The organism is Pseudomonas sp. RL_5y_Pfl2_73, assembly GCF_963970515.1.
GTDB lineage: Bacteria > Pseudomonadota > Gammaproteobacteria > Pseudomonadales > Pseudomonadaceae > Aquipseudomonas.
Genome location: NZ_CAXAPD010000028.1, coordinates 1 through 16,611, shown reverse-complemented (window position 1 = coordinate 16,611; position 16,611 = coordinate 1). Strand labels below are relative to the sequence as shown.

The window sequence follows — 16,611 nt, the reverse complement described above, 5'->3', positions numbered from 1 at the left end:
GGGTGTAACGAAAAATCAACCGGCTCAATAGTAGGAATCGATACCGCTCAGTCGACGACCAGATCGAGCATGTGCACCACTTCCTGTTCATTGAGCAGCCCCTTGCGCACCAGGCTTTCCGCCAGCAGGGAAAGAAACTTGGCGCTGCGGTGACCTTCCAGTTGCTTGAGTTCGGTCAGCACGTTGTACACCTTGCTGGAGGTGCACAGACCGACGATGCGGTGGGGGTTTTGTGTGGGCATAGCTTCGTCCTTGTTTTTATGAAGCTGTTGTTGGCGGACAGGGCCAGTTTGCGGCCCGGTCATGACGCACACGTGACAGCTTGGGTTGTTGGAAAAAAGAAAGCAGGATTCAGACCATAATGCCTTTTTGGTACCCGATAGTTGTTCCGGCAGCGACCTCGGGCAGGCATATATGGCCATCGAACCGCTTTTTACCCACAAAAAAGCGATGTGCTTGAACGTCGAACTTCATAGGTTGTTCTATTTGGTGCTCAGCGCATTGGCCAGCCGCCGCATGGCCGCTTCGATTTCATGGGCGGTCAGGGACGAGTACCCCAATAGCCAACCTTGTTTCTTTTCTTCGCCGGCGTACAGCCGGCTGAGGCCGGGCAGTTGCACGCCCGCACTGGCCGCTTGGCGGAGAGTCTTTTCCTCCGACCAGCCATCGGCCAGCAGGCAGGGAATCTGCAGCCCGCCTTGGGGGCGCAAGGCGGTAACGATTCCGTCCAGGTGGCTGCCAATGGCATCGAGCAGGGTTGTACGGCGTCCGGCGTAGAGTTTGCGCATGGCCCGGACATGGGCGTTGTAGTGACCGTCTTCCATGAAGCGTGCCAAGGTCAACTGAAGGATCTGTGGTGTGTGGCCGTCCATGATGCTGCGCGCGTAGGTGAAGGCTTTGACCAGCTCCAAAGGCAACACCATGTAACCCATCCGCAACCCCGGATAGAGCGTTTTGCTGAAGGTGCCGAGGTAGATCGTACGCTGGTATTTGTCCAGGCCTTGCACGCACGCCGTCGGCAGCCCGTCGTAGTGGAACTCGCTGTCGTAGTCGTCCTCGATGATCCACTTGCCATGCTCGGTCGCCCAGTTGATCAGCTCGAGTCGGCGTTCCAGCGGCAGGGTTGCCCCGGTGGGGTATTGATGCGAAGGCGTCACATAGACGCAACTGGCGCCGCTGCGGTCCGCCCGCAGCAGGTCTGTGCGTATGCCCAGTGCATCGACGTCAATGGGCACGACCTTGGTCTCTGCCGTTTCAAAGGCCTTCCGGGCGCCGTAGTAGCCCGGGTTTTCCAGCAGGATCGGTTTGCCGGCATCCACGAGTAACTGCGCGCACAGAAACAGGGATTGGCGAGTGCTGCTCAACACCAGGATCTGGTCGGGGGAGCATTTGGCCCCGCGTTCGAGGTTCAAGTAGGTGGCGATCGCCTTGCGCAGAGGCTCGGCGCCTTGTGGGTCGCCATGCAGCAGGATGTTGCCCCGGTAGTCCTTCATGACCTGGCGTTGCAGGCGTTCCCACACATCGGTGGGGAAGCTGCGGGTTTCCGGTAGCCCCGTGGCGAAGGCCTTGATGACCTGTTGATCAGTCACGCCACCACTGTCGAAAATCATCTGTCCGCGCCGGCTCAATCCCGATCCTGGCATCGCTTCGCTGCGCTGGATGTCTTGCAGTTTTTGGCGTCGGCGCGCAGCCCCGCGCAACTCGGTGCCAACCGTCTCGGATACATAGCTGCCCGAGCCCTCGCGCCGCACGATGAAGCCATCGCGGTGCAATTGCACATAGGCGTTCTCGACCGTGTCACGGGCAACGCCCAGCGTCTTGGCCAGGACCCGGGTTGCCGGCAGCTTCAGGCCAGAGTCAAGGGCACCGTCGAGGATCAGTGCGCGCAGGGCACGCTGAATCCGCTGGTGCAGATCCAGCAACTGAAACTCGGCGTCATTGAGTCGCATCTTCAGCGTTTCGAGTTCGAAGGTTTTTGCCATGCGGTCTGCTCTGTATGAATAAATTGGCCTGCAAAGGCAGGCCAGTCTATCCGTAGACTCTGTCCATCGCTATTGCGTTTGTGCTCGGCGATCTATCGCTTGGTGGGCCACTTTGAGAAGGGCTGGATTAAGGTATGGCAAGGTCACACAACTTCAGCGCAGGGCCAGCCGCGCTGCCGCTTGAAGTGCTTCTGCAAGCGCACGAAGAGTTTTTCGACTTCGCTGGTACCGGCATGTCGGTGATGGAAATCAGCCATCGCTCAGAAGTGTTCATGGAACTTGCCTATCAGACCGAACAAGACCTGCGGGCGATTCTGCAGGTGCCCAGCCAGTACAAAGTGCTGTTCGTGCAAGGCGGCGCCTCGCTGCAGTTTGCCCAGGTGCCGATGAATCTGTTGGGCGATAAAGGGACTTCGGACTATCTGCATACCGGGCTCTGGTCGGGCAAGGCCATCCAGGCTGCTCAGCGCTACTGTGACGTTCGTATCGCTGCCAGCAGCAAGGCTTCTGGCTTTGATCGCATCCCCGCCGTGACGGACTGGAACCTCAACCCGAACGCCGCCTATCTGCACTACACGGAGAACGAAACGGTGCACGGCGTGCAATTCGCCGGCGCGCCATGCGTGTCGGTTCCTCTGGTCTGCGACGCCTGTTCAAGCCTGCTCTCCAAACCCATTGATGTGGCCAAACACGGCCTTATCTATGCCGCCGTGCAAAAGAACATGGGGCCGGCGGGCCTTACCATCGTGATCATTGACGCCGCGCTACTCGATGCCGCACTGGAGGTCACCCCCGACATTCTCAATTACGCGCACATCGCCAACGCGGAATCGATGCTCAATACGCCGGCAACCTTCCCCTGGTACCTCACCGGTTTGACACTCAAGTGGATTCAACGCTGCGGTGGTATCGAGAAGGTCCACCAGACCAACCAGGCCAAGGCCGAGCTGCTGTATCGCACGATTGACGACAGCGACGGGTTCTATCGCAACAGTGTGCAAGCGTCGTTTCGCTCGATCAACAACGTGCCGTTCGTGCTCGCCGACACCGCGGTTGAAAAGGACTTCTTGTGCCTGGCCGATCAGTCCGGATTCAAAGGCCTCAGGGGCCATGCCTCGGTTGGTGGTGTCAGGGCCAGCATCTACAACGCGGTCACGCTGCCGGCGGTCGAGGCATTGACCGATTTCATGAAGGACTTCGCCCGTGTGCATGGCTAGGCATGGACCGCCGCAGGCTCGATAAGTGGTCTGGTTTCATGCGCAAAAGTGTATGGGAAAAACAGGCCATTTCAGCGTTATAAATCACTTTCCAGTCGAGGCGAAGTACCTCGCTTTGCAAGGAGCAAAGTAAAGCCATGTCCTCTTCAACATCCAAGTCATCTATTCGCCTCGGCGATCTCATTCATCCGATTGTCGCCGGTCTGATCTCGGTCATTGTCAACTATGGCGGCACCTTCATTCTGGTCTTCCAGGCAGCCAAGGTGGCTGGGCTGAGCCCTGAGTTGACAGCTTCGTGGGTGTGGTCCGTGTCGATTGGCGTGGGCGTTACCGGGCTGTTCCTCAGTTGGGCTTCTCGCGAGCCGATCATAACCGCCTGGTCGACACCCGCGGCGGCATTCCTGGTCGTCGCCCTGGCCACCACGCCCTATGCCGAGGCGGTGGGCGCGTACATGATCTCGGCCGCTGCCTTCGTGCTGCTGGGCTTGTCCGGCTACTTCGAAAAAGTCATCCGACTGATCCCGCCGGGTGTGGCCGCAGGGCTGCTGGCCGGTATCCTGCTGCAGTTTGGCATCGGTGCTTTTGGCGGCATGAGCATTGACCCGATGCTGGTCGGGTTGCTGATTGTTGCCTACATCCTGCTCAAACGTTTTACCGCACGCTACGCGGTGGTGGGCATTCTGGCATTGGGGCTGGCCTTCCTGCTGATTCAGGGACGTTTAGATTTGTCGGGGCTGGGGCTGCAACTCGCGGCACCCGTGTTCACCCTGCCTGAGTTCTCGCTCAATGCTTTGCTCAGTGTCGCGTTGCCGCTGTTTCTGATCACCCTGACCGGTCAGTACATGCCTGGCATGCTGGTACTGCGCAACGATGGGTTCAGCACCAGTGCGAATCCGATCGTGACCCTCACCGGGTTGGGTTCCTTGCTCATGGCGCCCTTTGGTTCCCACGCGTTCAACATTGCGGCGATTACAGCAGCCATCTGCACCGGCAAGGAGGCCCATGAAGAACCCTCCAAGCGCTGGATCGCCGGCATTGCTGCGGGCGTCTTCTACATCCTCGTAGGGGTCTTCGGCGTGACCCTCGCTGCGGTGTTCATGGCCTTCCCGCCAGCCTTCATCACTACTCTGGCCGGGCTCGCCCTGCTGGGCACCATCGGCGGCAGCCTGGCTAGTGCCATGGTTGACGCCAAATCCCGCGAAGCCTCGCTGATTACCTTCCTGGCAGCTGCCGCCAACATCACTTTGTTCGGGATCGGTGGGGCGTTCTGGGGGCTGTTGATTGGTCTGGTGGCGTACGCCGTACTCAACGGCCGTTTGCCGCGTCGCGAGCCGGTCTTCAATCCTGCCGCCGAGCCTGTCACCCGTAAAGGAGCTGCCAACTGATGCAAGCCTGTATTGAAGAGCTCACCGAAGTCGACACCCTGACCCTGCACGAGTGCCACGGCCGCTACCCGCAGGCCAACAGCGTTGAGGACTTTCGGCGCAATCTGGCTGCAGTGCAGCGGCGCATCGCCAGCGCCTGCCAGCGTGTCGGTCGTGATCCAGCGAGCGTACGTCTGCTGCCGGTGAGCAAAACCTTTGACGAAGCACACCTGCGCCTGGCCTACGTCGCAGGCTGCCGGCTACTGGGCGAGAACAAGGTGCAGGAAGCGCAGCGTAAATGGGAAGCCATGGCTGACCTGACCGACCTGCAATGGTCGGTCATCGGCCACCTGCAAACCAATAAGGTTAAGCAGGTTGCTCGTTTTGCCTCCGAGTTCCAGGCGCTGGACAGCCTGCGTGTGGCCGAGGCACTGGACCGTCGCCTGCAAATCGAAGGTCGGCAGCTGGATGTGTTCGTCCAGGTCAATACCTCCGGTGAGGTCAGCAAATACGGCCTGAGGCCCGAAGAGGTCGCCGACTTTTTACGTGCGCTGCCTGCGTTCTCTGCGCTACGCGTGCGAGGCCTGATGACGCTGGCACTGTTCTCTGCCGACGTCGCCCGTGTCCGCCCTTGTTTCGTGCTGCTGCGCGAACTGCGCGAGCGTCTGCGCCAAGACGCACCGGCCGGTGTCGGGCTGGAGGAACTGTCCATGGGCATGTCCGGTGATTTCGAAATCGCGATCGAAGAAGGTGCGACCGTGGTGCGTGTCGGTCAGGCCATCTTCGGTGCACGCGCCATGCCGGACGCCTATTACTGGCCTGCGGCGGATGCTAGCCCCGGCAGTAATGACTCGCGCGAACCCTAAACCCCGACCCCTTTTGATCCATGACCTACTGGAAGGAATGCCATGACCTCTTCACCCTCGTACCTCATGCAGGCATACGCACGCCAGCCTGTCTCGTTCAGCCGAGGCCAGGGTGCGCGCCTGTGGGACACGCAAGGGATCGAGTACCTGGATGCGATCGCCGGTGTGGCCGTCACCAGCCTCGGTCATGCCAACCCCGCAATTGCCGCTGCGATCGCCGAGCAGGCCGGCCAACTGCTGCACACCACCAACATGTTCCGCATCGAATGGCAGGAGCAACTCGGCGAGCGCTTGTGTGGCTTGTCAGGCATGCAGCGCGCGTTCTTTTGCAACTCGGGGGCCGAAGCCAACGAAGCGGCGCTCAAGCTGGCCCGGCTACACGCCAACGTCAGGCAGGTGGCACAGCCGCAGGTGCTGGTCATGGAGAACAGCTTCCACGGCCGCACCCTGGCAACCCTGGCGGCGACCGGAAACCCTGCCGTGCAGCGCGGCTTCGGGCCATTGATGCCGGGCTTTGTGCGGGTGCCTTACGACAATATCGAGGCGGTCCGTCAGGCAGCGGCGCAATCACCCGACATCGTCGCGGTGCTGGTTGAGCCGGTGCAGGGGGAGGGTGGTGTGCATGCGGCATCCGCCAGCTATCTGCAGGCTCTGCGGCAACTGTGCGACGAACACGACTGGCTGATGATGGTCGATGAAGTGCAAACCGGAATGGGCCGCACCGGTACCTGGTTCGGCTTCCAGCACGCGGGGATAGTGCCTGACGTCATCACGCTGGCCAAGGCGCTAGGCAACGGCTTTCCGATCGGGGCCTGCCTGGCGCGGGGCGCCGCGGCCGAGCTGTTTTCCCCCGGCCATCATGCCTCCACCTTCGGTGGTAACCCACTGGCCTGTCGTGTGGGTTGCACGGTGCTCGACATCATGGAGCGCGAGCACATCCCGCAGCGGGCCGCCACCTCGGGCCATCGGCTGCTGGCAGCCCTGCATGAGGCGCTGAACAACCACCCCAATGTCGTTTCCATCCGCGGATTGGGGCTGATGATTGGAATCGAGCTGGATCGTAACTGCGCCGAGCTGGTTGGTCGGGCGCGGGACGAACAGCACCTGCTCATCACCGTTACCCGTGGCAACACTATCCGACTGCTGCCACCGCTGATCTGCGATGAAGCGCAGATCGACGACATCGCAGAGCGTGTCATTCGGCTTTTGTCGTAGCAGGCACTGCAACCGGCTCATTTTCCCAATCCACAGGACCCTATCATCATGTACGACTCATCCCTGACCCTTGCAGCGTTCGACGCTGAGCTATGTGAGGCGATTCACAACGAAGAACACCGCCAGGAAGACCACGTCGAGCTGATCGCCTCCGAGAACTATGCCAGCCCATTGGTGATGGCGATTCAGAACTCGGTGCTCACCAACAAATACGCCGAAGGTTACCCGGGCAAGCGCTACTACAGCGGCTGCGAGTATGTCGATGTGGCTGAGCGCCTGGCCATCGAGCGGATCAAGGCGCTGTTCGATTGCGATTACGCCAACGTCCAGCCTCATGCCGGGGCCCAGGCCAACGCCGCCGTGTTCCTGGCACTGCTCGATCCTGGCGACACCGTGATGGGCATGAACCTGGCCCAGGGTGGTCACCTGACCCATGGCAACCCCGCCAATTTCTCCGGTCGTCATTACAAGATCGTTCCCTACGGTCTCGACCCGCAGACGGGGCTGATCAACTACGACGAGATGGAGCGCATCGCCCTTCAAACCCGGCCGAAGATGTTGATTGGTGGCTTTTCCGCTTACTCCCGTTACAAGGACTGGGCGCGCATGCGGGCCATTGCCGACAAGGTCGGGGCGATTTTCTGGGTCGATATGGCCCACGTTGCCGGTCTGGTGGCCGCGGGTGAGTATCCGAACCCGTTGGCCCACGCCCATGTGGTAACCAGTACGACCCACAAGACCCTGCGTGGCCCACGGGGCGGGGTGATCCTGTCCAAGGGGCAGGACGATACGTTTTACAAGAAGCTCGATTCGGCGGTATTCCCTGGCGTCCAGGGTGGTCCGTTGATGCACCAGATCGCGGCCAAGGCCGTTGCCTTCAAGGAAGCGCTGGCGCCCGGGTTCAAGACCTATCAGAAGCAGGTCGTGATCAACGCCCGGGCCATGGCTGCCGTACTGCAGCGGCGTGGCTACAGGATTGTCTCCGGGGGGACCGACAACCACATGATGTTGATCGACCTGTCCGACAAGCCTTACACCGGCAAGGACGCCGATGCCGCCCTGAACAATGCCTACATCACGGCCAACAAAAACTCGGTGCCCAACGATCCCCGTTCGCCGTTCGTGACCTCAGGGCTGCGCATCGGTACCCCGGCCGTCACCACTCGCGGGTTTGGAGTGTCAGAGTGCGAGCAACTGGCAGGTTGGCTGTGTGACGTGCTGGACGCCCTGGAATCCGGCGGCAGCGAGCAGGTAGCGCATCATGTGCGCGAACAGGTGGTGGCACTGTGTCGTCGTCATCCTGTATATCGGCAGCGCTAAAACGAAAAAACCCGCCATAAGGCGGGTTTTTCGGGGGATTCAGAGATTTTAAAAGCCTTCTCTGGAACCTTGTCTGGCTCCACGACCTGGACTCGAACCAGGGACCCAGTGATTAACAGTCACTTGCTCTACCAACTGAGCTATCGCGGAATGGCGCGTATGTTACTGATTGGAAAAGAGAAGTCAAGCTTCTATTGCCGAGCGGTAGATCCCCGGTGCCCTTTGACGGTCAATCAACGATTGGCAGTTACCGCCAGGGCAGGAGAGGACTACCATGGTCGCCCGGAAGTGGCAGTACGCGCTGCCGGCCATTCGCCGACATTAAGGTACGCGCCATGAACCACCTGTTACCTCTTCGCCCAGCCCACCGCGCCGAGGTGCTCTTGTGAGTACCGCTCAGATCAGCTTGCCCAAGGGCGTGGGGCCTCACGCTGAGAAACTGTACGACGCCATTACCCAGGCCAGCACTGCCGAAGCGTTGAACCGTGCCGGCGGCAAGGCCGAGGGGTTTGTCCTGGGGCTGGAAAGCACCAAGGCGATCAAGAGCCAGGTGGCCGAGTCGTTGTATGTTGTGTATGACGATGCGGCGAGCCAGCGGGCTACGGAGTTGTAGCCTCACCGAGCGTGTTGTGTCAGGTGCTTTTGTGGCGAGGGAGTGGCCGCCGCTGGGCTGCGCTGTAGGAGCTGTGCAGGAGCTGTGTAGGAGCTGTCGAGTGCAACGAGGCTGCGATCCTTCCCCCCCCCCATTGAGTCGAGAGCGAAAGATCAAGAGATCGCAGGCTTCGCCAGCTCCTACAGAGCCCAGCGGGGGCAAGCTCCCTCGCCACAGGTTGGGGGTTACCTGACCTGATGGGGATACTCAAAAAAAACGGGAAGCCTTGGCTTCCCGTTTTTCATCCAGCGCCGAGGGCGTCAGATCACTTGGACGATGGCCTTGGTCACCGCATCGATGTTGTTCTGGTTCAGCGCGGCCACGCAGATGCGGCCGGTGTCCAGGGCATAGATGCCGAACTCGTTGCGCAGGCGCGTCACTTGTTCAACGCTCAGGCCGGAGTAGGAGAACATCCCGCTCTGGCGGGCGACGAAGCTGAAGTCGTGGTGCGGGGCAGCCTTGGCCAGCCTGTCCACCATCTGGTTGCGCATGCCGCGAATGCGCAGGCGCATTTCGGCCAGCTCGGCTTCCCACTGGGCCCGCAGTTCCGGGCTGTTGAGCACGGCGGCGACGATGCTGGCGCCGTGGGTCGGCGGGTTGGAGTAGTTGGTGCGGATCACGCGCTTGACCTGGGACAGCACGCGGGCACTTTCTTCTTTTGATTCGCTGACGATCGACAGGGCGCCGACGCGCTCGCCGTACAGGGAGAACGACTTGGAGAACGAGCTGGAGGCAAAGAAGGTCAGCCCCGATTCGGCGAATAGGCGCACGGCCGCCGCGTCTTCGTCGATGCCGGCGCCAAAGCCCTGGTAGGCCATGTCCAGGAACGGAACGTGGTTCTTGGCCTTGACCACGGCCAGCACGTTTTTCCAATCTTCCGGGCTCAGGTCCACGCCGGTCGGGTTGTGGCAGCAGGCGTGCAGCACAACGATCGAGCGGTCGGGCAGGGCGTTGAGGTCTTCCAGCAGGCCGCTGCGATTCACGTCGTGGGTGGCGGCGTCGTAGTAGCGGTAGTTCCGCACCGGGAAGCCAGCGGTTTCGAACAGGGCGCGGTGGTTTTCCCAGCTTGGGTCGCTGATGGCGACGACAGCGTCAGGCAGCAGTTGCTTGAGGAAGTCGGCGCCGATCTTCAGCGCACCGGTGCCGCCCACGGCCTGGGTGGTGATGACGCGGCCGGAGGCGATCAGCGGCGAATCCTTGCCGAACAGCAAGGTCTGAACGGCCTGGTCGTAGGCGGCAATGCCGTCGATCGGCAGGTAACCACGGGAAACGTGCTGAGCCACGCGAGCCGTCTCGGCCTCGACAACCGCGCGCAGGAGTGGAATACGCCCCTCTTCATTGCAGTAAACACCAACACCCAGGTTGACCTTGTTGGTACGGGTGTCGGCGTTGAAAGCTTCGTTGAGGCCCAGGATGGGGTCGCGGGGTGCCAATTCGACAGCGGAAAACAGGCTCATTATTGCGCGGCTCTAATGGAGAGTGAGGGGAGGTGTGGCGCTCCAGCCGAATGCACTAGAGCGGTGCACAAACGGGGAGCTAGTATAGAGGCCATCACCCGGCGCGGCGACAGGCGATTCGGTTTTTACGCTAAGTTTTTACGATTTTTTTCGACCGTTAGTCCTGTCGCCGCGTCAAAGTCTTCAGGGCGTGTAGGACGTTCGTCTTGAAAGCGAAGGCATTCACCTCCACATTGTGTGCATTCCAGTTTTTTCCTCGGGCGACATCAGTCGTTTCGGTCTTTCTCGTTCCTGTCGGCTGGCCGACAGGGGTGAATCCAGAGGTTATGTCATGTCTGAATTCCAGCTAGTCACCCGCTTCCAGCCCGCCGGCGATCAGCCAGAAGCCATCCGCCTGATGGTCGAGGGCATCGAGGCCGGGCTGGCGCACCAAACGCTGCTCGGTGTGACCGGCTCGGGCAAGACCTTCAGCATCGCCAACGTGATCGCTCAGATTCAACGCCCGACCCTGGTACTGGCGCCGAACAAGACCCTGGCGGCCCAGTTGTACGGTGAGTTCAAGGCGTTTTTCCCGAATAACGCCGTGGAGTACTTCGTTTCCTACTACGACTACTATCAGCCCGAGGCGTACGTGCCATCGTCGGACACCTTCATCGAGAAGGATGCCTCGATCAACGACCACATCGAACAGATGCGACTGTCGGCGACCAAGGCGTTACTCGAGCGCAAGGACGCGATTATCGTCACCACTGTGTCGTGCATCTACGGTCTGGGCAGCCCGGAAACCTACCTGAAGATGGTGCTGCACGTGGACCGCGGCGACAAGCTCGACCAGCGTGCCTTGCTCAGGCGCCTGGCGGACTTGCAATACACCCGCAACGACATGGATTTCGCCCGGGCGACGTTCCGGGTGCGTGGCGATGTGATCGACATCTATCCGGCGGAATCGGACCTGGAAGCGATCCGCATCGAGCTGTTCGACGATGAGGTGGAGAGCCTCTCGGCGTTCGACCCGCTGACCGGTGAAGTGATCCGCAAGTTGCCACGTTTCACGTTCTACCCCAAGAGCCACTACGTGACGCCCCGGGAAACCCTGCTGGACGCCATCGAGGGGATCAAGGTCGAGTTGCAGGAACGCCTGGAGTACCTGCGTTCGAACAACAAACTGGTGGAAGCCCAGCGTCTGGAACAACGGACCCGGTTCGACCTGGAGATGATCCTGGAGCTGGGCTACTGCAACGGCATCGAAAACTACTCGCGCTACCTGTCGGGCCGTCCAGCGGGCGCGGCGCCGCCCACCTTGTATGACTACCTGCCGGCCGACGCCTTGCTGGTCATCGACGAGTCCCACGTCAGCGTGCCCCAGGTCGGCGCCATGTACAAAGGCGACCGTTCGCGCAAGGAAACCCTGGTGGAATACGGTTTCCGCCTGCCCTCGGCGCTGGACAACCGGCCGATGCGCTTCGACGAATGGGAAAGCGTGAGCCCGCAGACGATTTTTGTCTCCGCCACACCCGGCAACTACGAGGCCGAACATGCCGGGCGGGTGGTTGAGCAAGTGGTGCGGCCGACCGGGCTGGTGGACCCGCAAGTCGAGGTGCGGCCGGCGTTGACCCAGGTCGATGACCTGCTCTCGGAAATCTCCAAGCGCGTGGCGGTGGAGGAGCGGGTGCTGGTCACCACGCTGACCAAGCGCATGGCCGAGGACCTCACCGACTACCTGGCCGACCATGACGTGCGGGTGCGCTACCTGCACTCGGACATCGACACGGTGGAGCGGGTCGAGATCATCCGCGACCTGCGCCTGGGCACCTTCGATGTGCTGGTGGGCATCAACCTGCTGCGCGAAGGCCTGGACATGCCGGAAGTGTCGTTGGTGGCGATTCTCGACGCCGACAAGGAAGGTTTCCTGCGTTCCGAACGCTCGTTGATCCAGACCATCGGTCGCGCGGCACGTAACCTCAATGGTCGGGCGATTCTGTATGCCGACCGCATCACCGGCTCCATGGAGCGGGCCATCGGCGAGACTGAACGCCGTCGCGACAAGCAGATAGCCTTCAACCTAGCCAACGGCATCACCCCCAAGGGCGTGTTCAAGGACGTCGCCGACATCATGGAAGGCGCCACTGTGCCCGGCTCGCGCAGCAAGAAGCGCAAAGGCATGGCCAAGGCGGCCGAAGAGAGCGCCCGCTACGAGGCCGAACTGCGCTCGCCGAGCGAAATCACCAAGCGCATCCGGCAGTTGGAAGAGAAAATGTACCAGTTGGCTCGGGACCTGGAGTTCGAGGCAGCGGCGCAATTGCGCGATGAGATTGGCAAGTTGCGTGAGCGCTTGCTGACCGTTTGAGTATTGAAGTGGCTTCAAAGGCCTCTTCGCGAGCAAGCCTGCTCCCACAGTTGACCGCGTCGTTCTGGCTGCACGCGGTCTCCTGTGGGAGCGAGCCGGCTCGCGATGGGGGCGACTCGGTCTGACGACCGGCTACACAAATCCCGCTCTCACTGGAGCCCGCCCGCCATCGCCTGTTACCATTCGCCCCCTGTTCGATCTTCGCTTTTATATTCTTTCCGAGACATGCCATGACCACCGTCCGCACCCGCATCGCGCCTTCGCCCACTGGCGATCCCCATGTCGGCACCGCCTACATCGCTTTGTTCAACTATTGCTTTGCCAAGCAGCATGGCGGCGAGTTCATCCTGCGGATCGAGGATACCGACCAGTTGCGTTCGACCCGCGAGTCCGAACAGCAGATCTTCGACGCCCTGCGCTGGCTGGGGATCGACTGGAGCGAAGGTCCGGACGTCGGCGGCCCCCACGGTCCGTACCGCCAGAGCGAGCGTGGCGACATCTACAAGCAGTATTGCCAGCAATTGGTGGACATGGGGTATGCGTTCCCGTGTTTCTGCACCGCCGAAGAGCTGGACCAGATGCGCGCCGAGCAAATGGCCCGTGGCGAAACCCCGCGCTACGACGGCCGTGCGCTGCTGCTGTCCAAGGACGAAGTCGCCCGTCGCCTGGCGGCCGGTGAGCCCCATGTGATCCGCATGAAGGTCCCAACCGAAGGCGTCTGCGTGGTGCCGGACATGCTGCGTGGCGATGTCGAGATCCCGTGGGATCGCATGGACATGCAAGTGCTGATGAAGACCGACGGCCTGCCGACGTACTTCCTGGCGAACGTGGTCGACGATCACCTGATGGGCATCACCCATGTCCTGCGCGGTGAAGAATGGCTGCCGTCGGCGCCGAAACTGATCCTGCTCTACGAATACTTCGGCTGGGAGCAACCACAGCTGTGCTACATGCCGCTGCTGCGTAACCCGGACAAGAGCAAGCTGTCCAAGCGCAAGAACCCGACCTCGGTGACGTTCTACGAGCGCATGGGCTTCATGCCCGAGGCAATGCTCAACTACCTGGGGCGCATGGGCTGGTCTATGCCGGACGAGCGCGAGAAGTTCTCGCTACAGGAAATGGTCGAGCATTTCGATTTGTCGCGCGTGTCCTTGGGCGGGCCGATCTTCGACGTTGAGAAGCTGTCGTGGCTCAACGGGCAGTGGCTACGGGACCTGCCGGTGGAAGAGTTCGCCGCTCGTGTGCAGAAGTGGGCATTGAACCCTGAGTACATGATGAAGATCGCTCCCCATGTGCAGGGCAGGGTAGAGACCTTCAGCCAGATCGCCCCGCTGGCCGGCTTCTTCTTCGCCGGTGGCGTGACGCCGGATGCGAAGCTGTTTGAATCCAAGAAGCTCTCCGGCGACCAGGTGCGCCAGTTGATGCAACTGATCCTGTGGAAGCTCGAAAGCCTGCGTCAGTGGGAGAAGGACAGCATCACCGCGACCATACAGGGCGTGGTCGAGTCGCAGGCGTTGAAACTGCGCGATGCCATGCCGCTGATGTTTGCCGCCATTACCGGCCAGACCAGCTCGGTGTCGGTGCTCGATGCGATGGAAATCCTCGGGCCGGACCTGACCCGTTTCCGCCTGCGCCAGGCCATCGATCTGCTCGGTGGTGTGTCGAAGAAGGAACACAAGGAGTGGGAAAAGCTGCTGGACGCGATCGCTTGATGGCCTGTAGGAGCTGTGGAGTGCAACGAGGTTGTGATCTTTTCCTAGCTAATTGAATCTCAAGCGAAAGATCAAAAGATCGCAGCCTCGCTTCGCTCGACAGCTCCTACGAAACAGGCGAGGCCCCAGTTTTTATTGGGGAAGGTGGTAAGTGATTGTTATCCCGGCAAAAAATTTTCAAATTTGTTGAAAATAAATTTGACAGCCCTCCGATACGCCCTTAAGATTCGCCCCGTCCTCAGCGATGAGGGGCTATAGCTCAGCTGGGAGAGCGCTTGCATGGCATGCAAGAGGTCGACGGTTCGATCCCGTCTAGCTCCACCAATTTGCACTTCAAGGCCTGGCCGCACCGGTCTTGAAGCGATCAACACTCAGCGTTGATCGGTTGTATAGAAGGGTTTGCGTCCCCTTCGTCTAGTGGCCTAGGACACCGCCCTTTCACGGCGGTAACAGGGGTTCGAGTCCCCTAGGGGACGCCAGTTTTACAGAAGCGATGTTGCACGATATCGCTCCGCCGCGAGGCGAAAAATCTGGGGCTATAGCTCAGCTGGGAGAGCGCTTGCATGGCATGCAAGAGGTCGACGGTTCGATCCCGTCTAGCTCCACCAATTACAGGTTCAAGGTCTGGCCACACCGGCTTTGAATCGATCAGTTCTCAGCGCTGATCAAGTTAGAAGGTTTGTGTCCCCTTCGTCTAGTGGCCTAGGACACCGCCCTTTCACGGCGGTAACAGGGGTTCGAGTCCCCTAGGGGACGCCACGATTACCCGCTCTGCGGGATTTTATAAGGGTCATTCAATTCTTGAATGGCCCTTTTGTTTGTCTGGCGTTCGGCCAATTCCCTTATCCTTGAAAAAGACTTCTGACCAGCGGTCAAAATTTCCGCTTGCGGAAAATTATTACATGGATAATATTTCAATCGTAATATTCGGAGGCGACGATGAGCGATAAAAAGGCACAAACCCGTGAACGCATTCTCAAGGCCGCCAGCGACGCGCTGATCCAGCGTGGGCCGGCTGAGCCGAGCGTGGGCGAGATGATGGGCGCGGCCGGGCTGACGGTGGGTGGTTTTTATGCTCATTTCGAAAGCAAGGATGCCTTGATGCTGGAGGCATTCAAGCAATTGCTCAATCGGCGCCGCGGCCTGATCGCTGACATGGACGGCGAGCTGACAGGCGAAGAGCGGCGCGCTCTGGTGGCGGCGTTCTATCTGTCACGCAAGCACCGTGATTCCACCGAGCACGCCTGCCCGATCCCGGCGTCGGTCGGCGAGCTCGGCCGGCTGCCGGATGCATTTCGTGAGGTGCTCAATGAGCATGTCGAGTTGATGGCCGCGCAATTGGCGGCCAGCCCGGAGGACGCCGACAAGGCCCTGGCCGATATCGCCTTAATGGTAGGCGGCTTGGCCCTGGCACGGGCGCTGGGTCCTGGAGAGTTATCGGATCGTTTGCTGCGCGCCGCCAAGTCGGCGGTGCGATGAGCTAAGGCGCAAGCCCTGGAGATGAGCGATGAACAGGTTGAGCTGGATTCGTAGCGTCAATGGCACGCTGGGTTGGGTGGCTCCGCGCCTGGTGGCCAAACAGATGCGTTCGATGTTCATGCGCCCGCGGAACTTGCCGCCGCGGGATTGGGAGTTGCCGTTGCTGGCCTCGTCCGAGCGTATCACCTTGCGCTTCGGTCTCTCGGCTTTGCGCTGGGGCAAAGGTCCGGCAGTCTTGCTGATGCATGGCTGGGAAGGGCGGTCGACTCAGTTCGCGGCGCTGATCACGGCCCTGGTGGACGCCGGTTACACGGTGGTGGCGCTGGACGGTCCGGCCCATGGTCGTTCACCGGGTCGCGAGGCCAATGTCCTGTTGTTTGCCAGGGCCATGCTCGAAGCCGCGGCGGAGCTGCCGCCGTTGCAGGCTGTGATCGGGCATTCCATGGGCGGCGCCAGTGCCCTGTTGGCTGTCCAGTTGGGATTGCGGACCGAAACGCTGGTCAGCATCGCCGCGCCCGCCCGCATTCTTGGGGTGCTGCGTGGTTTCGCCCGGATGATGGGGCTGCCACCCAGGGCGCGTTCGGCGTTCATTCGCCAGGTGGAAAGCGATGTGGGCATGCCCGCCTCGAAGATGGACGTCGCGCATTACCAACTGGACGTGCCGGGGTTGATCGTCCATGCCGAGGACGACACGTCGGTTTCAGTCAGGGAGTCGCAGTTGATCCATGAAGCCTGGTTCGACAGTCGTTTGCTGCGACTGCCACAGGGTGGGCATCAGCGGGTGCTGGCCGATCCACGGGTCATTGATGGGGTGTTATCACTGCTGGCCGGAAGAAGCCTGCAAGCGCGGCAATCGGCTTGAGCTGTGGGGGGGGGGGGGGGCCCGGGGGGGGGGCGCGGGGCCCCCCAAAGGCGGGGGGGGGCCGGGGCCCGGGGGGGCGGCGGCCGCGCCCCCCCCGGGGGGGGCAAAAAAGAGGGGGGGGGGGGGGGGGGCGGGGGG

General features: G+C 61.1%; 13 protein-coding genes and 5 tRNA genes. 14 read left to right on the top strand and 4 right to left on the bottom strand.

Annotation, left to right across the window (positions count from 1 at the left end):
- Positions 1-47: 47 nt before the first annotated feature.
- On the bottom strand, positions 48-242 hold the full coding sequence (locus AACY42_RS22955) for a hypothetical protein (RefSeq protein WP_339482518.1): 195 nt from the start codon (positions 240-242) through the stop codon (positions 48-50).
- A 240-nt stretch (positions 243-482) separates the two neighbouring features.
- On the bottom strand, positions 483-1,982 hold the full coding sequence (gene pdxR, locus AACY42_RS22950; RefSeq protein ID WP_339482516.1) for a MocR-like pyridoxine biosynthesis transcription factor PdxR: 1,500 nt from the start codon (positions 1,980-1,982) through the stop codon (positions 483-485).
- 134 nt (positions 1,983-2,116) lie between these two features.
- On the opposite strand from pdxR, the gene serC reads away from it, so the two are divergent.
- The 5 genes from serC to glyA all read left to right on the top strand — a co-directional run bounded on the left by serC (position 2,117) and on the right by glyA (position 7,964).
- Positions 2,117-3,199, top strand: coding sequence for a 3-phosphoserine/phosphohydroxythreonine transaminase (gene serC, locus AACY42_RS22945; RefSeq protein ID WP_339482514.1), 1,083 nt, complete (start codon positions 2,117-2,119; stop codon positions 3,197-3,199).
- Positions 3,200-3,336: 137 nt separating this feature from the next.
- Positions 3,337-4,584: a benzoate/H(+) symporter BenE family transporter gene (locus AACY42_RS22940; RefSeq protein ID WP_339482512.1), complete on the top strand. Its 1,248-nt coding sequence runs from the start codon at positions 3,337-3,339 to the stop codon at positions 4,582-4,584.
- Complete coding sequence (locus tag AACY42_RS22935) at positions 4,584-5,429, top strand: YggS family pyridoxal phosphate-dependent enzyme (RefSeq protein WP_339482510.1); 846 nt, start codon at positions 4,584-4,586, stop codon at positions 5,427-5,429. Before AACY42_RS22940 ends, AACY42_RS22935 begins: the two co-directional genes overlap by 1 nt.
- A gap of 42 nt (positions 5,430-5,471) precedes the next feature.
- Positions 5,472-6,644, top strand: coding sequence for an aspartate aminotransferase family protein (locus AACY42_RS22930; protein ID WP_339482508.1), 1,173 nt, complete (start codon positions 5,472-5,474; stop codon positions 6,642-6,644).
- Between the two features lie 48 nt (positions 6,645-6,692).
- The gene (gene glyA, locus AACY42_RS22925) at positions 6,693-7,964 is read left to right on the top strand and encodes a serine hydroxymethyltransferase (protein ID WP_339482506.1); all 1,272 of its coding nucleotides are present in this window, start codon (positions 6,693-6,695) and stop codon (positions 7,962-7,964) included.
- A 74-nt stretch (positions 7,965-8,038) separates the two neighbouring features.
- Here the strand turns inward: glyA and AACY42_RS22920 are convergent.
- A tRNA-Asn gene (locus tag AACY42_RS22920) sits at positions 8,039-8,114 on the bottom strand.
- Between the two features lie 235 nt (positions 8,115-8,349).
- On the opposite strand from AACY42_RS22920, the gene AACY42_RS22915 reads away from it, so the two are divergent.
- The gene (locus AACY42_RS22915; RefSeq protein ID WP_339482504.1) at positions 8,350-8,577 is read left to right on the top strand and encodes a hypothetical protein; all 228 of its coding nucleotides are present in this window, start codon (positions 8,350-8,352) and stop codon (positions 8,575-8,577) included.
- Between the two features lie 299 nt (positions 8,578-8,876).
- On the opposite strand, the gene AACY42_RS22910 is transcribed toward AACY42_RS22915, so the two are convergent.
- Positions 8,877-10,073: an amino acid aminotransferase gene (locus AACY42_RS22910; protein ID WP_339482501.1), complete on the bottom strand. Its 1,197-nt coding sequence runs from the start codon at positions 10,071-10,073 to the stop codon at positions 8,877-8,879.
- A gap of 331 nt (positions 10,074-10,404) precedes the next feature.
- Between AACY42_RS22910 and uvrB the strand changes: the two genes are divergently transcribed.
- The 8 genes from uvrB (at position 10,405) to AACY42_RS22870 (ending at position 16,473) form a co-directional block, all read left to right on the top strand.
- A complete protein-coding gene (gene uvrB, locus AACY42_RS22905; protein ID WP_339482499.1) occupies positions 10,405-12,420 on the top strand; it encodes an excinuclease ABC subunit UvrB in 2,016 nt (671 codons plus the stop codon).
- A gap of 230 nt (positions 12,421-12,650) precedes the next feature.
- Positions 12,651-14,132 carry a glutamate--tRNA ligase gene (gene gltX, locus AACY42_RS22900; RefSeq protein WP_339482497.1) on the top strand — a complete coding sequence of 494 codons (1,482 nt, stop codon included), beginning with the start codon at positions 12,651-12,653 and terminating at the stop codon, positions 14,130-14,132.
- A gap of 248 nt (positions 14,133-14,380) precedes the next feature.
- A tRNA-Ala gene (locus tag AACY42_RS22895) sits at positions 14,381-14,456 on the top strand.
- Between the two features lie 79 nt (positions 14,457-14,535).
- Positions 14,536-14,611 (top strand) — tRNA-Glu (locus AACY42_RS22890).
- Positions 14,612-14,664: 53 nt separating this feature from the next.
- Positions 14,665-14,740 (top strand) — tRNA-Ala (locus tag AACY42_RS22885).
- A 75-nt stretch (positions 14,741-14,815) separates the two neighbouring features.
- A tRNA-Glu gene (locus AACY42_RS22880) sits at positions 14,816-14,891 on the top strand.
- Between the two features lie 180 nt (positions 14,892-15,071).
- Positions 15,072-15,611, top strand: coding sequence for a TetR/AcrR family transcriptional regulator (locus tag AACY42_RS22875; RefSeq protein ID WP_339482495.1), 540 nt, complete (start codon positions 15,072-15,074; stop codon positions 15,609-15,611).
- Between the two features lie 28 nt (positions 15,612-15,639).
- Entirely contained in the window at positions 15,640-16,473 is an 834-nt protein-coding gene (locus tag AACY42_RS22870) for an alpha/beta fold hydrolase (protein WP_339482493.1), read from the top strand.
- Positions 16,474-16,611: the final 138 nt, after the last annotated feature.

What these genes read in the sequence shown, in the direction of transcription:
- AACY42_RS22935 (WP_339482510.1), top strand. Translation starts at nt 4,584, where the DNA reads ATGCAAGCCTGTATTGAAGAGCTCACCGAAGTCGACACCCTGACCCTG.
- AACY42_RS22955 (WP_339482518.1), bottom strand. Translation starts at nt 242, where the DNA reads ATGCCCACACAAAACCCCCACCGCATCGTCGGTCTGTGCACCTCCAGC.
- gltX (WP_339482497.1), top strand. Translation starts at nt 12,651, where the DNA reads ATGACCACCGTCCGCACCCGCATCGCGCCTTCGCCCACTGGCGATCCC.
- AACY42_RS22940 (WP_339482512.1), top strand. Translation starts at nt 3,337, where the DNA reads ATGTCCTCTTCAACATCCAAGTCATCTATTCGCCTCGGCGATCTCATT.
- AACY42_RS22910 (WP_339482501.1), bottom strand. Translation starts at nt 10,073, where the DNA reads ATGAGCCTGTTTTCCGCTGTCGAATTGGCACCCCGCGACCCCATCCTG.
- serC (WP_339482514.1), top strand. Translation starts at nt 2,117, where the DNA reads ATGGCAAGGTCACACAACTTCAGCGCAGGGCCAGCCGCGCTGCCGCTT.
- uvrB (WP_339482499.1), top strand. Translation starts at nt 10,405, where the DNA reads ATGTCTGAATTCCAGCTAGTCACCCGCTTCCAGCCCGCCGGCGATCAG.
- AACY42_RS22870 (WP_339482493.1), top strand. Translation starts at nt 15,640, where the DNA reads ATGAACAGGTTGAGCTGGATTCGTAGCGTCAATGGCACGCTGGGTTGG.
- AACY42_RS22875 (WP_339482495.1), top strand. Translation starts at nt 15,072, where the DNA reads ATGAGCGATAAAAAGGCACAAACCCGTGAACGCATTCTCAAGGCCGCC.
- AACY42_RS22930 (WP_339482508.1), top strand. Translation starts at nt 5,472, where the DNA reads ATGACCTCTTCACCCTCGTACCTCATGCAGGCATACGCACGCCAGCCT.
- glyA (WP_339482506.1), top strand. Translation starts at nt 6,693, where the DNA reads ATGTACGACTCATCCCTGACCCTTGCAGCGTTCGACGCTGAGCTATGT.
- pdxR (WP_339482516.1), bottom strand. Translation starts at nt 1,982, where the DNA reads ATGGCAAAAACCTTCGAACTCGAAACGCTGAAGATGCGACTCAATGAC.